Origin of the sequence: Pseudomonas sp. MEJ086 (assembly GCF_030209025.1) — a bacterium.
GTDB lineage: Bacteria > Pseudomonadota > Gammaproteobacteria > Pseudomonadales > Pseudomonadaceae > Aquipseudomonas > Aquipseudomonas fulva_A.
Map to the genome: position 1 here is coordinate 1 of NZ_JARVSV010000054.1, position 25,569 is coordinate 25,569.

Here is a 25,569-nt window from a genome sequence, read left to right on the forward strand (position 1 = left end):
TGGGCGTCATTGGTGGTGGGCTGAAGCCCATCCTACCTCCCAGGGACATGAACCGTAGGGTGGGGCTTTAGCCCACCAAAGCCATTCAACGCCGATGGTGGCTGACTGTTCAGAGCATGCGGTTCGCAGCTTCGGGGCTGTGGGCGTCATTGGTGGTGGGCTGAAGCCCACCCTACCTCCCAGGGGTATGAACCGTAGGGTGGGGCTTTAGCCCACCGAAGCCATTCAACGCCGATGGTGGCTGACTGTTCAGAGCATGTGGTTCGCAGCTTCGGGGCTGTGGGCGTCATTTGCGGTGGGCTGAAGCCCACCCTACTTCTCAGGGGTATTAACCGTAGGGTGGGGCTTTAGCCCACCAATAGCGACGCCCGCTTCAGGCAAAGGTGCCGTCACGGAAGTCGCGCATCGCCTGTTCGATTTCTTCCCGACTGTTCATCACGAACGGCCCGTACTGCACGATGGGTTCGTTCAAGGGCTTGCCGGCGAGCAGCAGGACGCGAGCGCCGGTTTCGCTGCTCAGGTGTACGCTACCCTGGTCATCCAGGCGTACCAGCCTGCCGGCTTTCACTGCATGGCTGTGTTGAACATGCGCTTCTCCCTGGTACACGTAGAGCAGAACGCGATGCCCGTCGGGCAGGGTGGGGCTCAAGGTGCTGCACGCCGGCAAATGCAGGTCGAGCAGGTAGGGGGCGGTGTGCGGGCGCTGCACCGCACCGCTCTGCACCATCTCGCCTTCGGCGAAGCGGCCGGCGATGACCACCACTTCGGCGCCGTTGCCGAGGCGCACGCGAGGGATCTGCGCGGCCTCGATATCGCGATAGTCCGGGTTGGCCATCTTGCTCTCGGCGGGGAGGTTGAGCCATATCTGGAAGCCGCGCATGGCACCCTGTTCCTGCTCCGGCATTTCGCTGTGGATGATGCCGCGCGCTGCGGTCATCCACTGTACGTCGCCGCCCTGCAGCAGCCCGACATTGCCCAGATGATCCTCATGGCGCATGCGCCCTTCGAGCATATAGGTGATGGTCTCGAAACCGCGGTGTGGGTGCGGCGGGAAGCCGGCGATGTAGTCGTCGGCATTCTCGGTGCTGAACTCGTCGAGCATCAGAAAGGGGTCGAAGCGTTCGATGCCGCCACCGCCGATCACCCGGTTGAGGCGCACACCGGCCCCGTCGGAAGCGGGTTGCCCCGGCTGAATGGCGAGTACGTTGCGTAGATGGGTCATGCTGGAGCCTCCTGAAACGCGGTAGGCCTATGTTAGGCGAGGCGATTCGGGAGATGGATGGGGAAAGGCCGTGTTATCCATCGAGAAAATCGATGCCGGATGGCGGCGCCACGGGGCGCCGCCATGTCGGTCACTCGGCGATCTGCAGCTTGCGCGATTCGGTGTAGAAGAAGCGCAGCTTCTCGTACTCGAACGGCGAGTTGATCTGGCCGTAGCGGAAGCTGGTGGTCGACCGCTGATCGACGCCCCTGAGCAGGGTGACCTCCGGGTGGTCGCTGGCCACTTCGGCCATGTTGAGGTAATTGACCGCTTGTGCGACGCCGAAGTCCACCGCCAGGCCACCCGTGTCGCGCAGGTTGGATGGGCCCAGAATCGGCAGCATCAGGTAAGGGCCGGCGGGGGTGCCATAGAAACCCAGGGTCTGGCCGAAATCCTCGCGCTGCTTGGGCAGGCCCATCAGAGTGGCTGGGTCCCACAGCCCGGCCACCCCGAGCGTGGTGTTGAACAGCAGGCGTGCCGTGGTGTTCAGTGCGCGCTGCCCCTTGAGCTGCGCCACGCTGTTGAACAGGTTGGGCACGTCGCCCAGGTTGCCGAAGAAATTGGTCACACCCTTTTGCACGAAGCCGGGTGTGATGTAGCGGTAACCGTCGACCACCGGCAGGAACACCCACTCGTCGAAGCGGTAGTTGAAGTGGTAGACGCGGCGGTTCCACGATTCCAGCGGGTCGAAGATTTCCAGCGCGGACAATGTCGAACGCTCGAACTCGCGCTGGTCCAGGCCGGGGTTGAATTTGAGCCTGCTCAACGGTTGCTTGAATCCGTCATCGTCGACCGTGGTCTGGGCAACGGCTGTACCGCAGGTCAGCAGGGCAGAGAACAGCGCGAGAGTAGGAAAGGACTTAGCCACGGAAGAACTCCAACATGTCTTTGCTGTTGACGCGGTAATTGAGGTTGCCGCAGTGGCCGCCGAGCGGGTACACGGTCAGACGGTCACCCATGGTACGGCGCAGGAAACCCAGATCACCCGGGCCGAGAATCACGTCATCGGCGTTGTGCATGACCGCGATTTTCGGGCTGTTCTTCAGGTAATCCTCGATCCCGTACAGGCTCACCTCATTGATCAGTTGAGTCATGCTGCCGCCGTCATAGCGGGCACGCCACATGGGGATCAGCTGTTCGGCCATGTAACAGTCGAAATCGCATTGCAGCGCCCGGCGGAAGAACGGCGTCAGGCTGGTGCCCTCGCCAATCGGATAGTCCACCGGGGTGATCAGGCCTCGACGGTTGATCAGGTCGGACGTGAAGGTGATGTCGGCTGCCGAGAAACGGAAGGAGGTGCCGATCAGCATGGCCATCTGTTCGTCGGTCAGATGTTCCTTGGACTGCTGGAAGTCATAGAGCAGCGCATCGTTGATATCGACGTAACCCTTCTCCTGGAAGTAGCGGGTCAGTTTGCCCAGCACCAGTTCATAGAAGGTCGTGCGGTTGCTGATGCCCTTGACCTCGGTCTGTACCAGACGATCCAGGTTGGTGATCGAGGTGTACAGGTTGACCGGCGGGTTGAGCATCAGCACGCGCTTGAAATTGAAGCTGCGGCGGGTTTCGTCCAGTTGGCTGACGAATGCGGCGTGCAACGCACCGAGGCTGTAACCGGTCAGGTAGAAGTCGGTGACCTCCAGGCGCGGGTGCTGGGCACGTACTGCCTGCATGGCGCGGTACAGATCCTCGGCATCGTCACGGCTGATACCCGGTGTGGCGAAACGCGAGGCCGAGGTCATGAAGTCGTAGCTGGTCGGCGACGACAGCTGCACGACGTGGTAGCCCGCGCCGTAGAACAGCTTCTTCAGGTACTCGGGGGTGCTGCTCGAGTAATGTGCGCCGGTGCCGGCGATGATGAAGATCAGCGGCGCTGGACCCTTCTGCTCGGCCAGCCGATAGCGCATCTTGGTCACCGCCCAGAAGTTGTCCGGCAACTGGAATTCGCGCTCCGGACGCAGGCGGACCTGGTAGTCCTTCTGATTGATATCCGCGTCGTTCGGTAGCTCCGGGCGCAGCTCCGGCGGCGTGGTGGCGATGGTCGCCTCGAACGGATTGGTGAGCGGATAGCCATAGGTCTGCGCGTCGATGTCGGCAGCCCAGAGTGGGGCGCTGAGCAACAGACTGCCGAGCAGAGCAGCGAGGCGGGGTATGAAAGACATACAAGATCCCTTTGGAAGAGAACATTCTTTTCAGAGGTGGGCGGGGCTGCCCGTGCTTTCGGCATCAGCCGCGATGACTAGGACAACTGCCCATGTGTCAAAGTGCCATGGGAAATTAGCGTTGCTTTGCAGCTTAATGCAGTAGATACCGGATTTGCCGCGAAAGGTCGAGCTAGCGCGGATTCACGCGGCTGCGCGCCGACTTCATTTGTGGCTTGCATCCGTCTGGCGGGCGATTATGCTGAGCGCCATTTCCACCCCCCTCTGGAGTGCCGCATGCCCCGTCGCCTGTCTATCGTTGTGCTGGTGATCACCGCCGTTGTGTGCGTGGTCGCCAGCTATGGCCTGCGTTACCTGCTCATGGAGGGTGATCAGTGGGTCGGTCGCTGTGTTGACGATCCGGCCAATCTGGCCTGCCAGGTCCGTGCCACGCTGGGTTGGATGATCCATCTGCGGATCATCGCCTGGGCCGCGCTTGGCTGCGCGGTGCTGGCATTCGTGCTGCCGGGTGCATGGGGCTGGCGTCTGGCGGTGCCGGGGCTGCTGCTCGGCTTGCCGGCGCTGGCGCTGTATACCGCGAGCCTGGCGGTGTTCGCGGTGGTACTGTCACTGCTGCGACTGGTACGCGCGCCTGCTTCGACCCTTGGCTGATGCCGCCCGGCGTTGCGCTCATTCGCAACGCCGGGCAAGGCCGTGCTAGCCCTTTCAGGCTTTCGAGCGTTTCAGGCTTCGCCATAGCGCGAGCGCCAGCAGTACGCTGGTGATGGCCCAGCCAATCGCCTGCAGGTTGTCCAGCGTCTCTTCGTAGAGTTGCGGTATCACGCCTGCGGCGATCAGCACCGCCAGCAGGGCGATTTCCCGACGTGGTGCGGCCACCGGGCGCAGCAGGTAGACCAGCGCCGGTAACAACAGCGCCGCGCTGGGGAAGCTGCGGTAGCGAGCGTCGGTGACCATGGCCAGCATCATCACCGAGCCGGCGAAGCCGGCTGCCGCCAGCCACCAGCCTGCACGACGCTCCAGCCAGGTGAATGCCCGCCCACGCCAGCTCTGTGCGGTGGACAGCGACAGCGCCGCATGGGCCAGTACCAGCATGTTGAGCGCAAGCAGGGCAGCGGCCCACAGCCATTCGCCGACGTAACGGCTGGTGACCCAGGACAACTCTGCCCATAGCCCGATGCACGCTGCGCCCAGCGCGGCCAGCAGTGGCAGCAGCACGGCGTTGCGGGTCGAGCTCGGGCGCCCGCCAATCAGCAGGCCGAAGGCCAGAACGGCGCCACTGATGGCCAGCCACAGAGGCCAGTGCGGCAGGTTGGAAACCGGCCCGGCGAGGATCGACTTGTCCTGACGGTCGGCATCGTACAACCCCCAGAAGCCGCCGACGGCACCTTCGCTGACACGTTTCCAGGGTTGATCGAAGGCTTCGATCAGGTTGTAGCGCCAGCCGTGCTGTTCGGCCAGGGCGACGAAACCACGGATGAAGGTGGCCTGGTTGACGCGGCTGGGCACGGCGGTTTCGCGCTGGCGGCCTTCGCTGGGCCAGCCGGTTTCGCCGATCATGATGTCCTTGGGCGCGAACTGCTTGCCGAACAGCTCGCGTACTTCGGTGACCTCATGCAGAGCCGCGTCGATGCCGGCAGGATCATCTTCCCAGTAGGGCAGCAGGTGAATGGTGATGAAGTCCACTGCCGGCGCCACTTCGGGGTGTTTGAGCCAGAACTCCCAGACATCGGCATACGTCACGGGCTGGGTGATTTCGGCCTTGACCTGATTGATCAGCTCGACCAGTTGCCCGCCCGTGACTTCCTTGCGCAGCAGCGCTTCGTTGCCGACGATCACCGCTTCGACGACGTCCGGGTTTTCCTTGGCCAGCTTGATCAGGCCCTGAATTTCGATGGCCGTGTCATGCGGGTTGCGGCTCACCCAGGCGCCGGTGATCAGCTTGAGGCCATGTTTGCGCGCCAGGTCCGGCAGCGCCTCGAGGCCTGTGACCGAGTAGGTGCGAATGCACTGGAAGCGCTCGGCGAGCAAGGCCAGGTCGGTGTCCATCTGCTGCGGGTGAATCTGCAGAGGCAGATCGAACGGTGACTGATCCTTGCCGAATGGTGTGTAGGACGCGCACTGCAGCTTGTGCGTGGGTGTCGCGGCATCGGCCAGGACGACGGGCTTGCCAATGGTTTGCCAGAGACTGCCAAGCGCGAGAAATCCGATGACGCAGGCGCTGATGTAGGGGAGCAGAGGAAAGCGGGCGATAGCGGGCATGATCGAACACGCGTGGTAAGAGAGACGCGCATCTTAGCGGCGAGCAGGGGCTTTAGATAGCTGCGCGGACGGTGCTTTCGAGCTCACCCATTTGACAAGTGGAGCAGGCTGGCTAATTTTGTTGATGCGGCGTTAGGAATACCCGCGTCGCTCAATTCGAGTGGATCTATAAGGATATTGATCATGATGAAAACTACCCTGCACGCTCTGTTTTTCGCCGCACTTGCCAGTGCTTCCCTGTTGGCGAGTGCCAACGAAAGTGCGAAGAAGCCCGCCGGCGAACCGGTTGCCCAGCAGGTGGCCGAGCTCAACCCCATCAACCTCAATACCGCTGACGCGGAAACGCTGCAGCGCGAGCTCAGTGGCGTCGGTCTGGTCAAGGCGCAGGCCATCGTTGCCTACCGTGAGGCCAACGGCGAATTCGCTTCGATCGACGAAGTGCTCGAGGTCAAGGGGATCGGCGAGGCGTTGCTCGAGCGCAACCGTGCCAAGCTGACCGTCGGCCAGTAACCCTCACCAGCCAGCAACAGCGGAGCCGCTCGCCCTTTGGGGCGAGCGGCTTTTTCGTGGCTGCCGTAAGCGATGGCGGCCATACCGCGCGATTCGAGTCAGCCGCACGATTCGCCCGCAAGCGGGCTCCTACAATGTGCGGGCGGTGGCGTACTCCACGTCAGCCGCCGTCGGCGTAGGCGCGTCGACCTCGGCGCGAAACGATGGTGGCCATACCGCGCAATTTGAGGTGGCCTCGCGATTCGCCCCGGGGGCGGGGCTCCTACAACTTGTGCGGGCGGTTGCGTAACCCGCGTCAGCCGCGGTCCGCGTAGGAGCGTCGACCTCGGCGCGAAACGATAGCGGCCATAGCGCGCGATTCGAGTTGGCCTCGCGATTCGCCCCGGGGGCGGGGTTCCTGCAATGGGCGGGCGGGTGCGTACTCCACGTCAGCCGCCGTCCGCGTAGGCGCGTCGACCTCGGCGCGAAACGATGGCGGCCATGGCGCGCGATTCGAGTTGGCCTCGCGATTCGCCCGCAAGCGGGCTCCTACAATGTGCGGGCGGCGGCGTACTCCACGTCAGCCGCCGTCCGCGTAGGAGCGTCGACCTCGGCGCGAAACGATGGCGGCCATGGCGCGCGATTCGAGTTGGCCGCGCGATTCGCCCCGGGGTCTGGGTTCCTGCAATAGGCATCCATGCGTCGCGGTTGCCGGGCGCCGACGAGAATTGATGCTTGGCCGTTCAGACGCGATTGGCTCGCTTCCTGCTTTTACCCGTCTGCGCAGCGCCATGGCGCCAGCAAAACGACGTTCCGGGCAAAGGCGCGCAGTTGGCACCCTTGTTGCAATCACCCTTGCAAAGCACACGCGGCGTCAAAAAACCGCGGTCAGTGGAGGAAAGGTCATGAGTCAGGGTGTCGCGTTCAATCGTCTAATGCTGGAAATGCGCTCCATGCAAGCTGAGGCCATGGCTCGCAAACCGGCAGTCGCCGAAGCACAGGAGGCCGGTGCGCCGAGCTTCTCGGACATGCTCGGGCAGGCCGTGAACAAGGTCAGCGATACCCAACAGGCTGCTGGTCAGCTGGCCACGGCCTTCGAGATGGGCCAGAGCGGGGTCGACCTGACCGATGTGATGATCGCCTCGCAGAAATCCAGTGTTTCCTTTCAGGCCATGACCCAGGTGCGCAACAAGCTGGTTCAGGCGTATCAAGACATCATGCAAATGCCGGTTTAAGAGGTAAATTCCGATCATGGCCGACGCACTTGCCACCACCGTACCCGCCACTTCCGCTGGCAGCGCGCCGAAAAAGCCGCTGTTCGGGCTGACCTTTCTGGAAAATCTGTCCGATATGCCGGTGCTGCGTCAGGCAGGCCTGCTGGTTGGCCTGGCCGCCAGCGTGGCGATCGGTTTCGCCGTGGTGCTGTGGTCCCAGCAGCCGGAGTACAAGCCACTGTACGGCAGCCTCGACGGTATGGACGCCCGCGGCGTGATGGAAACCCTGACCACGGCCAATATCGATTACACCATCGAGCCGAACTCCGGCGCGCTGCTGGTCAAGTCGGAGGACCTGGCCCGTGCACGCATTCGTCTGGCTTCCGCTGGCGTTGCGCCCACCGATACCAGCATCGGTTTCGAGATTCTCGACAAGGAGCAAGGCCTGGGCACCAGCCAGTTCATGGAAGCCACCCGCTACCGCCGCGGCCTGGAAGGCGAGCTGGCGCGCACGGTTTCCAGCCTGAACAACGTCAAGGCCGCTCGCGTGCACCTGGCAATTCCGAAGAGCTCGGTATTCGTTCGTGACGAGCGCAAGCCAAGCGCGTCGGTACTGGTCGAGCTGTATTCGGGCCGTAATCTGGAGCCGAGCCAGGTGATGGCGATCGTCAATCTGGTCGCCAGCAGCGTGCCGGAAATGGACAAGGGCCAGGTCACCGTCGTCGATCAGAAGGGCAACCTGCTATCCGATCAGCAGGAAATGTCCGAGCTGAGCATGGCCGGCAAGCAGTTCGATTACAGCCGCCGCATGGAGAGCCTGTTCACCCAGCGCGTGCACAACATCCTGCAGCCTGTGCTCGGCATGGGTCGCTACAAGGCCGAAGTCTCGGCAGACGTGGATTTCAGCGCCGTCGAGTCGACTTCGGAAACCTTCAACCCGGATCAGCCGGCGCTGCGCAGCGAGCAGCAGGTCAACGAACAGCGCAGCAGTGGCAGCGGCCCGCAGGGCGTGCCTGGTGCGCTGAGCAATCAGCCGCCTGGCCCGGCCGCCGCGCCACAGCAGGCTGGTGGTGCCGCCGCGCCCGCTGGGCCGATCGCTCCCGGCCAGCCGCTGGTCGATGCCAACGGTCAGCAGATCATGGACCCGGCCACCGGCCAGCCGATGCTGGCGCCGTACCCGGCCGACAAACGTGATCAGTCGACCCGCAACTTCGAACTCGATCGCTCGGTCAGCTACACCAAGCAGCAGCAAGGTCGCCTGCGCCGGCTTTCCGTCGCCGTGGTGGTCGATGACCAGGTGCGTGTCGACCCGGCTACCGGCGAAACCACCCGTGTGCCGTGGACCAGTGACGATCTGGCGCGCTTCACTCGGCTGGTCCAGGATTCGGTTGGTTTCGATGCCAGCCGTGGCGACAGCGTCAGCGTGATCAACACCGCCTTCAGCAGCGAAACCGCCGAAGTGATCGAGGTGCCGTGGTACCAGAGCGAGCTGTTCCTGATGGCCATGGGCGGCCTCAAGTCACTGTTCCCGGCACTGCTGATCTTCCTGCTGGTGTGGTTCGTGCTCCGCCCGGTGCTCAACAACATCACCGGTGGCGGCAAGGGCAAGGAGCTGGCCATGGCTGGCGGCGGCCGCGATGGCGATGTCGACCTCGGCGAAATGGGTGGTCTGGATGGCCAGTTGGCGTCCGACCGGGTGAGCCTGGGCGGCCCGCAAAGCATTCTCCTGCCGAGCCCGAGCGAGGGGTATGATGCACAACTCAATGCGATCAAGAGTCTGGTCGCCGAAGATCCGGGCCGTGTCGCCCAGGTAGTCAAAGACTGGATCAATGCCGATGAATGAGAACCGTACCACTGCCAAGATGACCAAGGTCGAGAAGGCCGCGATTCTTCTGCTGTCGCTCGGTGAAACCGATGCAGCACAGGTACTTCGTCATCTGGGGCCCAAGGAGGTCCAGCGGGTGGGTGTGGCGATGGCTGCCATGCGCAACATTCATCGCGAGCAGGTCGAACAGGTGATGGGTGAGTTCGTCGAAACCGTCGGCGACCAGACCAGCCTCGGCGTCGGCTCCGACAGCTACATCCGCAAGATGCTCACCCAGGCCCTTGGCGAAGACAAGGCCGGCAACCTGATCGACCGCATTCTGCTCGGTGGCAGCACCAGCGGGCTGGACAGCCTGAAGTGGATGGAACCGCGTGCCGTGGCCGATGTGATCCGCTACGAGCATCCGCAGATCCAGGCCATCGTGGTGGCCTATCTGGACCCTGATCAGGCTGGCGAAGTATTGGCGCATTTCGATCACAAGGTTCGCCTGGACATCGTCCTGCGCGTGTCGTCGTTGAACACCGTACAACCCGCGGCACTCAAGGAACTCAACCTGATCCTCGAGAAGCAGTTCTCCGGCAGTTCCAATACCACCCGCGCCACCATGGGCGGCGTGAAGCGCGCTGCGGACATCATGAACTACCTCGACAGCTCGGTCGAAGGGCAGCTCATGGACTCGATCCGCGAGATCGACGAAGACCTGTCGTCGCAGATCGAAGACCTGATGTTCGTCTTCGACAACCTGGCTGATGTCGATGACCGCGGCATCCAGGCGCTGCTGCGCGAGGTGTCTTCCGATGTGCTGGTGCTGGCGCTCAAGGGCGCGGACGAGGCGATCAAGGAGAAGGTGTTCAAGAACATGTCGAAACGTGCCGCCGAATTGCTGCGTGATGACCTCGAAGCGAAAGGCCCGGTGCGTGTCAGCGACGTCGAGACCGCTCAGAAGGAAATCCTCACCATCGCCCGGCGCATGGCCGAGGCTGGTGAAATCGTGCTGGGTGGCAAGGGCGGCGAGGAGATGGTTTAACCCATGGCCGGCAAGGAACCCGTCAGCGAACTGATTCGCGCCAAGGACCTGGGCAGCGTCAATCGCTGGTCGTTGCCGAGCTTCGACGAGCATGTCGATGTGCCCGAAGAAGAGCAGCCCACCAGCGAGCCGGCTGCCGAGGCTGCGTTGCCGGTGCAGGAGAGCGAAGAGGTCTCCCTCGAGGATGTCAAACCCTTGACGCTCGACGAGCTCGAGGCCATTCGCCAGGACGCCTACAACGAAGGCTTCGCCACCGGCGAGAAGGACGGTTTCCGCGCCGGCCAACTCAAGGCCAAGCAAGAAGCCGACACGGCGCTTGCCGGCAGGGTGAAGGCGCTCGAGCAGGTCATGAGCCAGTTGTTCGAGCCGATCGCCGATCAGGACCAACAGATCGAAGCGGCGCTGGTCACCCTGGTCGGCCAGATCACCCGTGAAGTCATCCAGCGCGAATTGAGCCGCGACTCCAGCCAGATCCGCCAGGTGCTGCGTGAAGCGCTCAAGTTGCTGCCCATGGGCGCAGAGAACATTCGCATTCATCTCAATCCCCAGGATTTCGAACTGGTCAAAGCGCTGCGCGACCGCCATGAGGAAAATTGGCGGATTCTCGAAGACGATGCGCTGCTGCCCGGCGGGTGTCGGGTCGAGAGCGAGCACAGTCGCATCGACGCCAGTGTCGAAACCCGTCTGAGCCAGGCGCTCAAGCAGCTCTTCGAACAGCAGCGCGAACACGCCACGACGCCTCGATCCGCTGACATGCACATCGATCTGGACGGCGCCAATGCGCCTTGAGCGCATCAGTTTCGCCCGGCGCATGGACGGCTACGGTGACGCCGTGAAGCTGCCGTCCCAGCCGATCGTCGAAGGTCGCCTGCTGCGCATGGTCGGCCTGACCCTCGAAGCCGAAGGGTTGCGAGCTGCGCTGGGCAGCCGCTGCCTGGTCATCAACGACGACAGTTATCACCCCGTGCAGGTGGAGGCCGAGGTGATGGGCTTTTCCTCGGGCAAGATCTACCTGATGCCGGTCGGCAGCCTGGCCGGCATCGCGCCGGGCGCGCGGGTGGTGCCATTGCCGGATACCGGGCGCTTGCCAATGGGCATGTCGATGCTCGGCCGGGTGCTCGACGGCGCTGGCCGTGCCCTCGATGGCAAGGGCGGGATGAAGGCCGAGGACTGGGTGCCAATGGATGGTCCGACCATCAACCCCCTCAAGCGCCATCCGATCAGCGAGCCGCTGGATGTCGGCATTCGCAGCATCAATGGCCTGCTCACCGTCGGTCGCGGCCAGCGGCTCGGCCTGTTCGCCGGTACCGGTGTCGGTAAGTCGGTATTGCTGGGCATGATGACCCGCTTTACCGAAGCCGAGATCATCGTGGTCGGTCTGATCGGCGAGCGGGGTCGTGAGGTGAAGGAATTCATCGACGAGATTCTTGGCGAGGAGGGCATCAAGCGTTCCGTGGTGGTGGCATCGCCTGCCGATGATGCGCCGCTGATGCGCCTGCGCGCCGCCATGTATTGCACACGCATTGCCGAGTACTTCCGCGACAAGGGCAAGAACGTTCTGCTGCTGATGGATTCCCTGACCCGTTTCGCCCAGGCGCAGCGCGAGATCGCTCTGGCCATCGGTGAGCCGCCAGCCACCAAGGGCTATCCGCCGTCGGTGTTCGCCAAGCTGCCACGCCTGGTCGAGCGTGCCGGTAACGCCGAGGAGGGTGGTGGCTCGATCACCGCGTTCTATACGGTCCTCTCGGAAGGCGATGACCAGCAGGATCCGATCGCCGATGCCGCCCGCGGGGTGCTCGATGGGCACTTCGTGCTGTCGCGGCGTCTGGCCGAGGAGGGGCATTACCCGGCGATCGACATCGAAGCGTCCATCAGCCGGGTCATGCCTCAGGTGGTCAGCCCCGAGCACATGCGCAACGCTCAGCGTTTCAAACAACTGTGGTCGCGTTACCAGCAGAGCCGCGACCTGATCAGCGTGGGCGCCTATGTACCCGGTGGCGATGCCGACACCGACATGGCCATCGCGCGTCAGCCGGTGATGGTGCGCTACTTGCGCCAGAGCCTGGTTGAAAGCGAAAGCCTGGACAGCAGCCGCGACCTGCTGGCCGCGGTTCTGAACCCCACAGCGGCGTCCTAACCGGTGGCAACCAGTCGCGCCGCTCGGCTGGCGCCCGTCGTCGAGATGGCCGAAAAGGCCGAGCGCGAGGCCGCGCTGCAACTCGGACGAGCCCAGGGCATGCTGGGGCAGGCGCAGGGAAAACTGGCCGATCTGGAAAATTACCTGCAGGGCTATCAGCAGCAGTGGATCAATGAGGGGCAGCGGGGCGTGTCCGGTCAGTGGCTGATGAACTATCAGCGCTTTCTTTCCCAGCTCGATGTGGCGATCGCTCAGCAGCAGCAGGCCGTGAGCTGGCACCGTAGCAACCTGGACAAGATGCGTGAGATCTGGCAACAGCGCTATGCTCGTCTGGAAGGATTGCGAAAACTGGTGCAGCGCTATCTGGACGAAGCCCGTCTGGCCGAAGACAAGCGTGAACAGAAGTTGCTCGACGAGCTCGCGCAGCGCATACCTCGACGCGATTATCAGGAATGATGGTTGCCGCTGACGCAGGCTAATGCTAAATCTTCATATGCCGGAATTCAGGCCGCCGGAGAGCGGCCTGGGCAGGGTCAGGAAAAACAGGTGAGACACCGCGCCACGGCTCCGGTCAACAAGGTATAACCTGCTCATAAGGGTAGAGTCGGCCTGGTTGGCTCGTATACGGCGGGCCAGCGGGTTTCCCGGATCTCAAGGAGTGTTTCATGCCCATCACCTCGCTGCCTTCGGAAGACGGGCAAGAGTTGACCATAACGATTCAAGGTCGCTTCGATTTTGGCGTCCATCAGGAGTTTCGTCGTGCTTACGAGCGCGTCGACATTCGTCCGAAACGCTACGCGGTAGATCTCAAGGGGACGACCTACCTCGACAGCTCGGCGCTCGGCATGTTGCTGCTGCTGCGCGATCATGCCGGTGGCGACCGTGCGCAGATTCGTCTGCTCAACTGCAATCCCGATGTGCGCAAGATCCTGTCCATTTCCAATTTCGAACAGCTTTTCCAGATCGTCTGAGGCGCGATGAACGCCTCTCGACTCACCATCCTGATCGCCGAGGACAGCGCCACTGACCGCATGCTGCTGGCGACCATCGTCGGTCGTCAGGGGCACCGGGTGCTGGCTGCCAGCGATGGCCTCGAGGCGGTCGCGCTGTTCGAGTCGCAGCGCCCGCAATTGGTATTGATGGATGCGCTGATGCCGGTCATGGACGGTTTCGAGGCGGCGCGGCGAATCAAGGCCATGGCTGGCGATGCCATGGTGCCGATCATTTTCCTGACCTCCCTCAGTGAAGACGAGGCGTTGGTTCGCTGCCTCGAGGCAGGCGGCGATGACTTTCTCGCCAAGCCCTACAGCCGGGTCATTCTGGAAGCCAAGATCAACGCCATGGATCGCCTGCGTCGCCTGCATCAGGAGGTGTTGCAGCAGCGTGACCTGATCGCCCGCCACAACGAGCACCTGCTCAACGAGCAGCAGGTGGCCAAGGCGGTGTTCGACAAGGTGGCCCACTCCGGGTGTCTGGCAGCCGGCAACATTCGCTACATGCAGTCGCCCTATGCGCTGTTCAACGGCGATCTGCTGCTGGCGGCGTTTCATCCCAGTGGCGACATGCACGTGCTGCTCGGTGACTTCACCGGCCACGGTCTGCCCGCGGCGATCGGCGCGATGCCGTTGGCCGATGTCTTCTACCGCATGACCGGCAAGGGGCATTCACTGGCCGAGATCCTTCACGAGAGCAATGCCAAGCTGCGGCGTATCCTGCCGCGCGGGGTATTCTGCTGTGCCACGGTGTTGAATATCAGCTTTCGCCGTCAGGTGGTCGAGTTCTGGGGCGGCGGCCTGCCGGACGGCTACGTGCTGCGCAAGGGCGGCGAGCGAGTCGCGCTGGTATCACGCCATCTGCCGCTTGGGGTGCTGGAGCCGGACAGTTTTCGCGATGGCTATGAGGCCTATCCGCTGGAATTGGGCGATCGCGTATTCCTGCTCTCCGATGGCGTGCTCGAAGCCCAGAACGAGCATGAAGAGCTGTTTGGCGAGCAACGATTGCTCGACGTACTCGACAACGGTCATCCGCCGTCTGCGTTGTTCGACGACATTCAGCGAGCGCTGCAGCGCTTTCATGGCGAGGCGCGTGACGACGTCAGCCTGGTCGAGGTGACCATGGTCGAGGACAGCACGGTCAATCGACCGCCGCTGACGACCGGCGAATGGCGTGCCGGGCCTGAACAATGGTCGGCGCGTTTCGATTTTCGTGGCCCCACCCTGCGTGACTTCTATCCCTTGCCTTACCTGCTGCAGCTGTTGCTCGAAGTGCCCGGCTTGCGTGGCCATGGCGGCAATCTCTACAGCGTGCTCTGCGAGCTGTACACCAACGCCCTCGAGCATGGCGTATTGGGGCTGGACTCAAGCCTTAAACGCGATGCCGCAGGCTTTTCAGAATACTACCGGCAGCGAGCGGAGCGTCTCGATGGCTTGCAGGATGGCTGCGTCAGCATCGCCGTCGACGTCAGTCGCGAGGAGGGCGGCGGGCGTTTGACGCTGACGGTGGAAGATAACGGCAAGGGGTTCGACCCGCTGGCGATACTGGCGCGTCAACATCCCGCCGGAGGGTTGAGCGGGCGTGGCATGAGCCTGGTTCGCGATCTCAGCGAGCGCAGCAGCTGGTCTGCTGACGGACGTCGGGTCACTGTGGAGTTTTCCTGGCCCGCAGAGGCATAATCGCCAAACAATTGATGGCTTCGGCTTGCTGGCGCGAGCCGTTTCGATCTGCTGCGGTGAACTGCCCCCCTGGGCAGGCTTGGAGTTAAGGGTGTCCGACAATCATCTAGACCGCGCCGTGCTGGTTGCCCTGCAGGACATCATGGAGGACGAGTATCCCGTGCTGCTGGATACCTTCGTCGCCGATTCCGACGAGCGCCTGCGCCTGTTGCAGGAGGCCGAGCGCCTGCAGGACGCCCAGGCCATGCGCCATGCTGCACACAGCTTCAAGGGCAGTTGCAGCAATATGGGCGCCAAGGTGCTGGCTGAATCCTGTCGCGAGCTCGAAGAGCTGGCGCGGCGCGGCGACCTCACCGATTCAGCCGAATTGATCGGGCGTGTCGAGCGCGAGTTCGCCATCGTGCGCATTCTGCTCAAGTCGGAACGCCAGCGTTTTTCCACCGATTGAATCTTCCGCTTGAGAGGTTGGCCCGACCCTTGCTTGGTCTCAGGTCACGACAACATTCATGCGGAGAGCATTCATGCCCGTTGCCCCTGATCTGCTGCTGACGCCTACGGCCGTAGCCAAGCCCAAGGCCCCTGCGGCGAACACTGCGCAGAACAAGGCCGAGCCGCGCAAGCAAGAGGCTTCCAGCTTCTCGCAGGTATATGCCAAAGAGCGTCAGGCCAAGGCGGCCGAGCGCCAGGACGATGCCGCCAAAAGCGCACGCGACAGCAAGAACGAGCCGCAGAAAGACGTCAGTAGTCCGGCGCCTACCGCGGAGCAGGCGCCAGCCGTTGCCGAAAGCGGCAAGGACTTGCCTGCCGACCCGGCAAGCGAGGACGCGGCGGTCGATCCGTTGCTGATGCTCGGTCTGTTCGAGCCACAGCCGATCGTCGAGGAGGTCATCGACCCCGCGTTGCAAGCGCAGGTCACTGCAGCCCCGACCAGCCTGATCGGCTCCGCGCCAGCCGCCATGACTGAAGCCAGCTTCGATCCGGAGATCGATGCGCTCAACCAGTTGCCCGCTGTGCGCCTGGCGCTCGATGTCGGCGTGCAGGAAAAGGTGGCCGAGCAGACCGCAACGAGCAACGGCGGGGCGTCGACGTCCTCGTCCGCCAGCAGTGGTCAGGCGTTTGCCAGCGCCATGGCGGCAATGGGCATGAAGACCACGGCTGTCGAGGGCGAAGCCGGCGAGACCGTCGAGCTGCCGCAACTGGAGCTCAGTACCCAGGGCCTGGAGGCGCTCAAAGAGAGTTCGGCCGATACCGCTCCCGAGCAGTTCGTCAGCAAGCTCAGTGCACTGACCCAGGCGATCAACCAGCAGACCTCGCAAGTGGCGCGCGTGCCAACGGTGCCTGGCCATCCGGTCGCCATGCAGCAGGCTGGCTGGAGCGAGGGCGTGGTGGACAAGGTGATGTGGATGTCCAGCCAGAACCTCAAGTCCGCCGAGATTCAGCTCGACCCGGCAGAGCTTGGCCGCCTGGACGTGCGTATCAGCCTCAACCAGGACCAGACCCAGATCAGCTTCGCCAGCGCCCACCCGGGTGTGCGTGAGGCGCTCGAAAGTCAGGTGCACCGCCTGCGTGAGATGTTCACTCAGCAGGGCATGAACCTTGCCGACGTGAACGTTTCCGACCAGTCCCAGGGGCGTGCCTGGCAAGGGCAGGGGCAGGACGGTGACAGCCGTGGCCGTGGTGGCCGGCTCGCCGACGACGGCGCTGCCGGTGGCGCTGATGACGAGCGGGTGATCGGCAGCGTGGAGCTGCGTGATCCCGCTCAGGGCGCCGGCCGCGGCATGGTCGATTACTACGCCTGATCGAGGGCCTGGCGATCCTCGCTGGACGATTCCCGGGTAGCGCTGCGCTCGGCCGGGGCTATCGGGGTCGATACGTCATCCGGCCGCCTGTCGCCAAGCGCGAGGCAAACGCTTAAAACCGCTCAGCGTCGGTACTCTGTTCTAGACTTCACCCTGTCCGAGTCTGTCGGTCAGGGTGTTTTCGTTAATGGCCCGATGCCCGGGTCAGCGCTGGCGCTTTCGCGTACCATGGCGCGCGCAGCATTTGCGCCAGAGCTTATGAGCTGGCATAACACTTGCTCTTAACCCTTTGAAAGCGGAAGGTTCTCCGCCTCGTGACGGATTTTTGGCATGGCTAAGAAGAACGCCCCACCCGCTGCGGCTGCCGAAGCAGGCAGCAAGCCGCCAGGCAAGCTGAAGCTCATCATCGCGATCGTCCTGGCGCTGCTGCTCGCCGTGGGGCTGTCGGTCGGTGGCACCTGGTTCTTCCTCAGCAAGGGCGCCGCCAAGGAAGAGGCCTCCCACGAGCAGGCCGAGAATGCCGCGCCGGTCAAACAGCCCGCCATTTATGAAGAATTGACACCCGCGTTCGTGGTCAACTTCACGCAGAACGGCCGCGCCCGCTACATGCAGGTCAGCGTTGCCTTGATGACCCGCGACCAGGCCGGGCTGGATGCTCTCAAGGTGCATATGCCGGTACTGCGCAACAATCTGGTGATGCTGTTCTCCAGTCAGGATTTCGCCACGCTGATCACCCCGGTGGGCAAGGAGATGCTGCGTCAGCAGGCCACGGCCAGCGTGCAGCAACTGGCCGAGAAGGAGACGGGCAAGGTCACCGTCGAGCAGGTGCTGTTCACCAACCTCGTGTTGCAATAGGGCGGGAGTCCGATAATGGCTGTGCAAGACCTGCTATCCCAGGACGAGATCGATGCGCTGTTGCATGGCGTCGACGACGGCATGGTGGAAACCGAGGAGTACGTCGAGCCTGGCAGCGTCAAGCAGTACGACCTGACCAGCCAGGATCGGATCGTGCGCGGGCGCATGCCCACCCTGGAAATGATCAACGAGCGCTTTGCGCGCTACACCCGCATCAGCATGTTCAACCTGCTGCGTCGCTCTGCCGATGTGGCCGTGGGTGGCGTGCAGGTGATGAAGTTCGGCGAATACGTGCACTCGCTGTACGTGCCGACCAGTCTCAATCTGGTGAAGATGAAGCCGCTGCGCGGTACGGGTCTGTTCATTCTCGATGCCAAGCTGGTGTTCAAGCTGGTCGACAACTTCTTCGGCGGCGATGGTCGCCACGCCAAGATCGAGGGGCGTGAGTTCACGCCTACCGAATTGCGCGTGGTACGCATGGTGCTGGACCAGGCCTTCATCGACCTGCGCGAAGCCTGGGCCGCCGTGATGGACATCAACTTCGAATACGTCGGCTCCGAGGTCAACCCGGCACTGGCCAACATCGTCAGCCCCAGCGAAGTCATCGTGGTCTCGACCTTTCACATCGAGCTCGATGGCGGGGGCGGCGACCTGCACATCACCATGCCCTACGCCATGGTCGAGCCGATCCGCGAAATGCTCGATGCCGGCTTCCAGTCCGACGTCGACGATCAGGACGAACGCTGGGTCAAGGCCCTGCGCGAGGACATCCTCGAGGTCAGTGTGCCGCTCAGCGCCACGGTCGCAAGGCGTCAGCTCAAGGTGCGCGACATCCTGCACATGCAGCCGGGCGACGTGATTCCCGTCGAGCTGCCGGAGCACATGATCCTGCGCGCCAATGGCGTGCCGTCCTTCAAGGTCAAGCTCGGTTCGCACAAGGGCAATCTGTCGCTGCAGGTGCTCGACCCGATCGAGCGTCATCGCTAGCCCCATTTTCGCCATGCGCCGAGCGTGTGGCCCAACCGATAAACGCCAGCCGAGGTTGAACGATGGCAGACGAGAACGAAAACACCACGCCAGAGGAACAGGCGCTCGCCGATGAATGGGCTGCGGCCCTGGCCGAGTCCGGTGATGCCGAAGGGCAGGACGACATCGATGCCATGCTGGCCGCCAGCGTGCCGAGCCAACCGGCTGCCCCGCGGGCGCCCATGGAAGAGTTCGGCAGCATGCCCAAGGCCAACAACCCGGTCAGCCTGGACGGCCCGAACCTCGATGTGATCCTCGATATCCCCGTGTCCATTTCCATGGAAGTGGGCAATGCCGATATCACCATCCGTAACCTGCTGCAGCTCAATCAGGGCTCGGTGATCGAGCTCGATCGCCTCGCCGGTGAGCCGCTCGACGTGCTGGTCAACGGCACGCTGATCGCCCATGGCGAAGTGGTGGTGGTCAACGAAAAGTTCGGCATCCGCCTGACCGACGTGATCAGCCCAAGCGAACGCATCAAGAAGCTGCGCTAGAGATCATGAATAGAATCCTGCTCGTTCTTCTCGCCCTGCCACTCTCCGTACTGGCCGCCGAACCCGCAGCCCAGGCGCCGGTGGCAGGCAGCGGTATCGGTGGCCAACTGGTGCAACTGGTGATTGGCCTGTTGCTGGTCATCGGCCTGATCTTCCTGCTTGCCTGGATGATGCGCCGTGTACAGCGTCTCGGGCCAAGCGGCGGCAAGGTGATCAAGATCGTCGCCACCCAGGCGCTGAGCCCCCGTGATCGACTGGTGCTGGTACAGGTGGGCAACGAGCAGATATTGCTGGGCATGACCCCGGGGCGGATCAATCAGTTGCACGTGATGAGCGAGCCGGTTCATCTGCCCGATGCCGAGCCCGCTTCGACGGAGTTCGCCCAGCGCCTCATGGAGCTGCTGGGCAAGGACCAGAAGGACAAGTCCTGATGCTGCGCCTTCTGCTTGTGCTGGTGTTCACCCTGGGCGCCTCGCTGGCTTTCGCCCAGGAGCCGCCTGGCGGCAGTTCGCTGATCCAGCAGGGCAACAACCCGCTGTCGATTCCGGCGATCACCCTGAGCACCGACGCCGAGGGTCAGCAGGAATATTCGGTGAGTCTGCAGATCCTGCTGATCATGACCGCGCTGAGCTTCATCCCGGCGTTCGTCATGCTGATGACCAGTTTCACGCGGATCATCATCGTGTTTTCCATCCTGCGTCAGGCCCTGGGCCTGCAGCAGACGCCCTCCAACCAGATTCTCATCGGTCTGGCGCTGTTTCTGACCATGTTCATCATGGCGCCGGTGTTCGACCAGATCAATCGCGAGGCGCTGCAGCCCTACCTGAGCGAGCAACTGCCTGCGCAGCAGGCGATCGAGCGGGCGGAGGTGCCGATCAAGAACTTCATGCTGGCGCAGACCCGGGAGAGCGATCTGGAGCTGTTCGTGCGCCTCTCCAAGCGTACCGACATCGCCACGCCCGAACAGGCGCCGCTGACCATTCTGGTGCCGGCGTTCGTGACCTCCGAGCTGAAGACCGCCTTCCAGATCGGTTTCATGATCTTCATCCCGTTCCTGATCATCGACATGGTGGTGGCGAGCATCCTCATGGCCATGGGTATGATGATGTTGTCGCCGCTGATCATTTCGCTACCCTTCAAGATCATGCTGTTCGTGCTGATCGACGGCTGGGCGCTGATCATGGGTACGCTGGCCAGCAGTTTCGGCACTTTATAGCGAGGCTCACATGACCCCTGAAGTCGCTGTCGACCTGTTCCGAGAAGGGCTCTGGCTGATCTGCCTGATGGTCGGCCTGCTGGTCATGCCCAGCCTGCTGGTGGGCTTGCTGGTGGCCATGTTCCAGGCCGCTACGCAGATCAACGAACAGACCCTGAGCTTCCTGCCGCGCCTGCTGGTGATGCTGCTGACGCTGATCGTCGGCGGGCCGTGGATGGTGCGTGAGCTGATGGAATACACGCAGAACCTGATCATGAACATTCCGCAGCTGATCGGCTGAGTGCGATGTTCGAGCTGAGCGATGCGCAGATAGGCAGCTGGGTCAGCAGTTTCGTGCTGCCGCTGTTTCGCATCGCCGCCTTGCTGATGGTGATGCCGATCTTCGGGACCCAGTTGGTGCCGACGCGGGTGCGCCTGTATCTGTCGCTGGCCATCAGCGTGGTGCTGGTGCCTACCTTGCCACCGATGCCGCAGGTGGACTCCATCAGCCTGCAGGCTTTCATGCTCATCGCCCAGGAAATTCTCATCGGGGTGATGCTCGGTTTCGTGCTGCAGCTGTTCTTCCATGTATTCGTGGTCGCCGGGCAGATCCTGGCGATGCAGATGGGCCTGGGCTTCGCGTCCATGGTCGATCCGGCCAACGGTATTTCGGTACCGGTGATCGGTCAGTACTTCACCATGCTGGTGACCCTGTTGTTTCTGGCCATGAACGGCCATCTGGTGGTGTTCGAGGTGCTCGCCGAGAGTTTCGTGACGCTGCCCCCAGGTTCCGGCCTGCAGGTCGAGCATTACTGGGAGGTGGCGACCAAGCTCGGCTGGGTGATGGGGGCTGCATTGATTCTGGTGCTGCCGGCGGTCACCGCCTTGCTGGTGGTCAACATCGCCTTTGGCGTGATGACCCGGGCGGCTCCGCAACTGAACATCTTTTCCATCGGCTTTCCGCTGACGCTGGTGCTGGGCATGATCATCGTCTGGATTTCCCTGGCCGATATCCTTTCGCACTATCAGGGCCTGGCGTCCGAGGCGCTGATCATGCTGCGTGAACTGGCGAGGGCGAACTGATGGCCGAATCGGAAAGCGGTGCCGATAAAAGCGAGGAACCCACGGAGAAACGTCGCCGGGAGTCTCGCGACAAAGGTCAGATCGCGCGTTCGCGCGAGCTCAACACCTTCGCCATCATGCTCGCCGGCACCGGCGGCCTGCTGGCGACCGGCGGAGCTGTCGGCAACGCCATGCTGGAGATCATGCGCGGCAATTTCGCGCTGTCACGCGAGGTGCTGATGGACGAGCGCAGCATGGCGCTGTGGCTGGCGGCTTCAGGGAAGATGGCCCTGGATGCGCTGATGCCGCTGTTCATCGTCCTGCTGATCGCCTCCATCGTCGGTCCCATCTGTCTGGGTGGCTGGCTGTTCTCGGCCAAGGCCATGGCCCCCAAGTTCAGCCGCATGAACCCGCTGGCCGGGCTCAAGCGCATGTTTTCGATGAAAGCGCTGATCGAGCTGCTCAAGGCATTGGCCAAGTTCCTGCTGATTCTGATGGTGGCGCTGGTGGTGCTGTCGATGGATCGCGACGACCTGCTGGCGATCGCCAACGAGCCGGTCGAGTCGGCCATCATGCACTCGGCGGAGGTGGTGGGCTGGAGTGCGCTGTGGATGTCCCTCGGGCTGATCCTGATCGCGGCCGTCGATGTGCCGTTCCAGCTCTGGGACAACAAGCAGAAGCTGATGATGACCAAGCAGGAAGTCAGGGACGAGTACAAGGACAGCGAGGGCAAGCCCGAGGTCAAGCAACGGATTCGTCAACTGCAGCACGAAATGACGCAGCGCCGCATGATGCAGGCTGTCCCGCAGGCCGACGTGGTCATCACCAACCCGACCCACTTCGCCGTGGCCCTGAAATACGACCCGGAGAAGGGCCAGGCGCCCATGTTGCTCGCCAAGGGCAGTGACTTCACCGCCTTGAAAATCCGCGAGATCGCTCAGGAGCACAAGGTCATGCTGCTGGAGTCGCCTGCGCTGGCGCGTTCGATCTATCACACCACCGAGCTCGATCAGGAAATCCCCGCAGGGCTGTATCTGGCAGTCGCTCAGGTGCTCGCTTACGTCTATCAGATCCGGCAGTACCAGGCTGGCAAGGGCAAGCGTCCGGTGCCGCTGAAGGACCTGCCCATCCCGCCGGATCTGCGGCGCGACGAGTAAGCGCACACCACGAGCCACGGCTCGCGATGTGCGCCAGTGCAGTTACTTGATGACGCCACAGGCGACGCGAGCACCACCGCCGCCCAGCGGTTTCGGATGGTCGGCATGGTTGTCGCCGCCGGCATGCACCATCAGCGCCAGGTTCTTCAGCTCGTCCACGCTCTTGATGCGGGGTGCCAGCACGGGCTGGTTGGCCTTGCCATCGGCGGTGACCAGCAGGGCAGGGAGGTCGCCGAGGTGGCCGTCACCCCAGGGTAAGCCATGTTTGCCGGTGTTCTGCGGGTCCCAGTGGCCGCCAGCGGCTTCGGCAGCTGACGGCTGGCCGTCCTTGGGTGCCGGATCGCAGCTGGGCTTGCCGTGCACGTGGAAGCCGTGCACGCCGGGTTCCAGGTCATGCAATTCGGGGGTGAAAACCACGCCGTAGGGGCTCTGGCTGATCACCACCTTGCCCACCGAGCTGCCGACGCCCTTGGCGTCCACGGCGTTGAGGTCGACCGTCAGGTCGGCGGCCTGCAGGCTTGCAGCGCAGCAACTGGCCAATGCGGCCATCATCCAGCGTTTCATACGTGACTCCTCGAGGATGGAAAAACGGGGGGCGAAACCACCGCCCACAGGGTGTGGACTCGTGTTTGCCGGCGGGGTTCGTGTTTTCGTCTCGCCTCGGTGCCGCTCACGGCACTCGTCATGGGCCTCGTAGCCCAGTCATTTCGCGCTTTTCGAAGAGTTGGAAAGGTTCTTGCAAACACCGGCAGCAAGGGCGTTCAGGCGTCAAAAGATTGAATAAGCCGGGGTAACCAAGTGGCAGTAGATCGCGCACAAATGATTGGCGACGTTCGCAGCAACCTTTCCGGGTTGCGCAACGGCAATCTCGGCATCCCGCTGTTGCTGCTGGTCATGCTCGCCATGGTCATGCTGCCGATTCCGCCGTTCCTGCTGGACGTGCTGTTCACCTTCAGCATCGCCTTGTCGATCGTCGTCCTGCTGGTGGCGATCTACGCGCTGCGGCCGCTGGACTTCGCGGTGTTCCCGACCATCCTGCTGGCCGCGACCCTGCTGCGCCTGGCGCTCAACGTCGCCTCCACGCGTGTCGTGCTGCTGCACGGCCAGGATGGCCATGACGCTGCCGGTAAGGTGATTCAGGCCTTCGGTGAAGTGGTGATCGGCGGTAACTACGTGGTCGGTATCGTGGTGTTCGCGATCCTCATGATCATCAACTTCGTGGTGGTCACCAAGGGTGCGGGGCGTATCTCCGAAGTGAGCGCGCGTTTCACCCTGGACGCCATGCCTGGCAAACAGATGGCCATCGACGCCGACCTCAACGCCGGCCTCATCGATCAGGTCGAAGCCAAGAAGCGCCGTACCGAAGTCGCTCAGGAAGCCGATTTCTACGGCTCCATGGACGGTGCCAGCAAGTTCGTTCGCGGTGACGCCGTCGCCGGCCTGCTGATCCTGTTCATCAACCTGATCGGTGGCATGGCCATCGGCATGCTGCAGCACGGCCTGAGTTTCGGCGAAGCCGGCCGCATCTACACCCTGCTGACTATCGGTGACGGCCTGGTGGCGCAGATCCCGTCGCTGCTGCTGTCCACCGCTGCCGCGATCATGGTGACCCGGGTTTCCAGCTCCGAAGACATGGGTGCCCAGGTCAACCGTCAGATGTTCGCTTCGCCCCGTGCGCTGGCGGTTTCCGCGGCCATCATGATCGCCATGGGCCTGGTGCCCGGCATGCCGCACATGTCCTTCATCAGCCTGGGCCTGGTGGCTGCCGGTGCCGCCTACTGGATCGCCAACAAGCAGCGCAAGACCAAGGAAGCCGAAGTTCAGGAAGTGCAGCGCCAGCAGGAGTTGCTGCCCGCGCAGCGTGCTCAGGAAGTGAAGGAGCTGGGCTGGGATGACGTGATGCCGGTTGACATGGTCGGCCTGGAAGTCGGTTACCGGCTGATTCCGCTGGTCGACCGCAACCAGGGCGGGCAACTGCTGGCGCGGATCAAGGGCGTACGCAAGAAGCTCTCTCAGGAGATGGGCTTCCTGATGCCGTCCGTGCATATTCGCGACAACCTGGATCTGCAGCCCAACGCTTATCGCCTGACCCTGATGGGGGTGAGCGTCGCCGAGGCCGAGGTGTATCCGGATCGCGAGCTGGCGATCAACCCGGGTCAGGTGTTCGGCACGCTCAATGGCGTCGCCGCCAAAGATCCGGCGTTCGGCCTGGAGGCTGTCTGGATCGATCCCGGTCAGCGTGATCAGGCGCAGTCGCTCGGTTACACCGTGGTGGATGCCAGTACCGTGGTCGCCACGCACCTCAATCAGATTCTGCACAAGCATGCCCACGAGCTGCTGGGCCACGAGGAAGTCCAGCAATTGATGCAATTGCTGGCGAAAAGCTCGCCAAAACTGGCAGAAGAGCTGGTTCCTGGCCTGATCTCGCTGTCGACCCTGCTCAAGGTGCTGCAGGCGCTGCTGCAGGAGCAGGTGCCGGTGCGCGACATCCGTACCATCGCCGAAGCCATCGCCAACGTCGCGCCACGGAGTCAAGATCCCGCCGCCATGGTGGCCGCAGTACGTGTCTCGCTGGCCCGTGCAATCGTGCAAAACATCGTGGGACTAGAGCCGGAGCTGCCTGTGATCACCCTTGAGCCAAGGTTGGAACAGATATTGCTAAATAGTCTTCAGAAGGCCGGTCAAGGCTCCGAGGATGGCATCCTCCTGGAGCCTGGCATGGCCGAGAAGCTGCAACGTTCCCTGGTGGAAGCAGCGCAGCGTCAGGAGATGCTTGGCAAGCCGGTGATTCTGCTGGCAGCCGGGCCGGTTCGGGGAATGCTCTCGCGTTTCGCCCGGTTGGCCGTCCCGAGCATGCATGTTCTGGCGTACCAGGAAATTCCGGACAACAAGCAGGTCACCATCGTTGCGACGGTGGGGCAGAACTAATCGAGGGTAC

At 63.0% G+C, this 25,569-nt stretch carries 26 protein-coding genes; 21 read left to right on the forward strand and 5 right to left on the reverse strand.

Going from position 1 to position 25,569, the window contains the following annotated elements:
- Positions 1 to 373: 373 nt before the first annotated feature.
- From QRN22_RS25075 to mlaY, 3 genes are all read right to left on the reverse strand, one after another.
- Entirely contained in the window at positions 374 to 1,222 is an 849-nt protein-coding gene (locus tag QRN22_RS25075) for a pirin family protein (protein ID WP_042555775.1), read from the reverse strand.
- Positions 1,223 to 1,352: 130 nt separating this feature from the next.
- A complete protein-coding gene (locus QRN22_RS25080; RefSeq protein WP_042555848.1) occupies positions 1,353 to 2,102 on the reverse strand; it encodes an MlaA family lipoprotein in 750 nt (249 codons plus the stop codon).
- 19 nt (positions 2,103 to 2,121) lie between these two features.
- The gene (gene mlaY, locus QRN22_RS25085; RefSeq protein WP_042555776.1) at positions 2,122 to 3,420 is read right to left on the reverse strand and encodes a lipid asymmetry maintenance lipase MlaY; all 1,299 of its coding nucleotides are present in this window, start codon (positions 3,418 to 3,420) and stop codon (positions 2,122 to 2,124) included.
- A 276-nt stretch (positions 3,421 to 3,696) separates the two neighbouring features.
- On the opposite strand from mlaY, the gene QRN22_RS25090 reads away from it, so the two are divergent.
- Positions 3,697 to 4,071 (forward strand): hypothetical protein, encoded by a 375-nt coding sequence (locus QRN22_RS25090; protein ID WP_042555777.1) that lies wholly within the window; start codon positions 3,697 to 3,699, stop codon positions 4,069 to 4,071.
- A gap of 54 nt (positions 4,072 to 4,125) precedes the next feature.
- On the opposite strand, the gene QRN22_RS25095 is transcribed toward QRN22_RS25090, so the two are convergent.
- Entirely contained in the window at positions 4,126 to 5,679 is a 1,554-nt protein-coding gene (locus QRN22_RS25095; protein WP_042555778.1) for a glycoside hydrolase family 17 protein, read from the reverse strand.
- Between the two features lie 183 nt (positions 5,680 to 5,862).
- On the opposite strand from QRN22_RS25095, the gene QRN22_RS25100 reads away from it, so the two are divergent.
- The 19 genes from QRN22_RS25100 to flhB all read left to right on the forward strand — a co-directional run bounded on the left by QRN22_RS25100 (position 5,863) and on the right by flhB (position 22,631).
- Positions 5,863 to 6,189 (forward strand): ComEA family DNA-binding protein, encoded by a 327-nt coding sequence (locus QRN22_RS25100; protein WP_042555779.1) that lies wholly within the window; start codon positions 5,863 to 5,865, stop codon positions 6,187 to 6,189.
- An 884-nt stretch (positions 6,190 to 7,073) separates the two neighbouring features.
- Positions 7,074 to 7,403: a flagellar hook-basal body complex protein FliE gene (gene fliE / locus QRN22_RS25105; RefSeq protein WP_042555780.1), complete on the forward strand. Its 330-nt coding sequence runs from the start codon at positions 7,074 to 7,076 to the stop codon at positions 7,401 to 7,403.
- 16 nt (positions 7,404 to 7,419) lie between these two features.
- On the forward strand, positions 7,420 to 9,225 hold the full coding sequence (fliF, locus tag QRN22_RS25110; RefSeq protein WP_042555781.1) for a flagellar basal-body MS-ring/collar protein FliF: 1,806 nt from the start codon (positions 7,420 to 7,422) through the stop codon (positions 9,223 to 9,225).
- The gene (gene fliG / locus QRN22_RS25115) at positions 9,218 to 10,234 is read left to right on the forward strand and encodes a flagellar motor switch protein FliG (protein ID WP_042555782.1); all 1,017 of its coding nucleotides are present in this window, start codon (positions 9,218 to 9,220) and stop codon (positions 10,232 to 10,234) included. The genes fliF and fliG overlap by 8 nt, the downstream gene beginning before the upstream one ends.
- Positions 10,235 to 10,237: 3 nt before the next feature.
- On the forward strand, positions 10,238 to 11,023 hold the full coding sequence (gene fliH / locus QRN22_RS25120) for a flagellar assembly protein FliH (RefSeq protein ID WP_042555783.1): 786 nt from the start codon (positions 10,238 to 10,240) through the stop codon (positions 11,021 to 11,023).
- Positions 11,013 to 12,371: a flagellar protein export ATPase FliI gene (gene fliI, locus QRN22_RS25125; RefSeq protein WP_042555784.1), complete on the forward strand. Its 1,359-nt coding sequence runs from the start codon at positions 11,013 to 11,015 to the stop codon at positions 12,369 to 12,371. The genes fliH and fliI overlap by 11 nt, the downstream gene beginning before the upstream one ends.
- A 3-nt stretch (positions 12,372 to 12,374) precedes the next feature.
- Entirely contained in the window at positions 12,375 to 12,827 is a 453-nt protein-coding gene (fliJ, locus tag QRN22_RS25130; protein WP_042555785.1) for a flagellar export protein FliJ, read from the forward strand.
- A 209-nt stretch (positions 12,828 to 13,036) separates the two neighbouring features.
- Complete coding sequence (locus QRN22_RS25135; RefSeq protein WP_042555786.1) at positions 13,037 to 13,342, forward strand: STAS domain-containing protein; 306 nt, start codon at positions 13,037 to 13,039, stop codon at positions 13,340 to 13,342.
- A 6-nt stretch (positions 13,343 to 13,348) separates the two neighbouring features.
- Positions 13,349 to 15,043, forward strand: coding sequence for a fused response regulator/phosphatase (locus QRN22_RS25140; protein ID WP_042555787.1), 1,695 nt, complete (start codon positions 13,349 to 13,351; stop codon positions 15,041 to 15,043).
- Positions 15,044 to 15,134: 91 nt separating this feature from the next.
- Positions 15,135 to 15,491, forward strand: a complete 357-nt coding sequence (locus tag QRN22_RS25145) for an Hpt domain-containing protein (RefSeq protein WP_042555788.1) — start codon at positions 15,135 to 15,137, stop codon at positions 15,489 to 15,491.
- Between the two features lie 73 nt (positions 15,492 to 15,564).
- Positions 15,565 to 16,842, forward strand: a complete 1,278-nt coding sequence (locus QRN22_RS25150; RefSeq protein ID WP_042555789.1) for a flagellar hook-length control protein FliK — start codon at positions 15,565 to 15,567, stop codon at positions 16,840 to 16,842.
- Between the two features lie 330 nt (positions 16,843 to 17,172).
- Positions 17,173 to 17,697 carry a flagellar basal body-associated protein FliL gene (gene fliL / locus QRN22_RS25155; protein ID WP_042555790.1) on the forward strand — a complete coding sequence of 175 codons (525 nt, stop codon included), beginning with the start codon at positions 17,173 to 17,175 and terminating at the stop codon, positions 17,695 to 17,697.
- 15 nt (positions 17,698 to 17,712) lie between these two features.
- Entirely contained in the window at positions 17,713 to 18,684 is a 972-nt protein-coding gene (gene fliM, locus QRN22_RS25160; protein WP_042555791.1) for a flagellar motor switch protein FliM, read from the forward strand.
- Between the two features lie 62 nt (positions 18,685 to 18,746).
- Complete coding sequence (fliN, locus tag QRN22_RS25165) at positions 18,747 to 19,217, forward strand: flagellar motor switch protein FliN (RefSeq protein WP_042555792.1); 471 nt, start codon at positions 18,747 to 18,749, stop codon at positions 19,215 to 19,217.
- Between the two features lie 5 nt (positions 19,218 to 19,222).
- Entirely contained in the window at positions 19,223 to 19,648 is a 426-nt protein-coding gene (gene fliO, locus QRN22_RS25170) for a flagellar biosynthetic protein FliO (protein ID WP_042555793.1), read from the forward strand.
- On the forward strand, positions 19,648 to 20,433 hold the full coding sequence (fliP, locus tag QRN22_RS25175; protein WP_042555794.1) for a flagellar type III secretion system pore protein FliP: 786 nt from the start codon (positions 19,648 to 19,650) through the stop codon (positions 20,431 to 20,433). The genes fliO and fliP overlap by 1 nt, the downstream gene beginning before the upstream one ends.
- Positions 20,434 to 20,443: 10 nt before the next feature.
- A complete protein-coding gene (gene fliQ / locus QRN22_RS25180; protein ID WP_042555795.1) occupies positions 20,444 to 20,713 on the forward strand; it encodes a flagellar biosynthesis protein FliQ in 270 nt (89 codons plus the stop codon).
- Positions 20,714 to 20,718: 5 nt separating this feature from the next.
- The gene (fliR, locus tag QRN22_RS25185; protein ID WP_042555796.1) at positions 20,719 to 21,495 is read left to right on the forward strand and encodes a flagellar biosynthetic protein FliR; all 777 of its coding nucleotides are present in this window, start codon (positions 20,719 to 20,721) and stop codon (positions 21,493 to 21,495) included.
- Entirely contained in the window at positions 21,495 to 22,631 is a 1,137-nt protein-coding gene (gene flhB, locus QRN22_RS25190; protein ID WP_042555797.1) for a flagellar biosynthesis protein FlhB, read from the forward strand. The genes fliR and flhB overlap by 1 nt, the downstream gene beginning before the upstream one ends.
- A gap of 42 nt (positions 22,632 to 22,673) precedes the next feature.
- On the opposite strand, the gene sodC is transcribed toward flhB, so the two are convergent.
- Positions 22,674 to 23,195, reverse strand: a complete 522-nt coding sequence (sodC, locus tag QRN22_RS25195; protein WP_042555798.1) for a superoxide dismutase family protein — start codon at positions 23,193 to 23,195, stop codon at positions 22,674 to 22,676.
- A 255-nt stretch (positions 23,196 to 23,450) separates the two neighbouring features.
- Between sodC and flhA the strand changes: the two genes are divergently transcribed.
- Entirely contained in the window at positions 23,451 to 25,559 is a 2,109-nt protein-coding gene (gene flhA, locus QRN22_RS25200) for a flagellar biosynthesis protein FlhA (protein WP_042555799.1), read from the forward strand.
- Positions 25,560 to 25,569 lie beyond the last annotated feature (10 nt).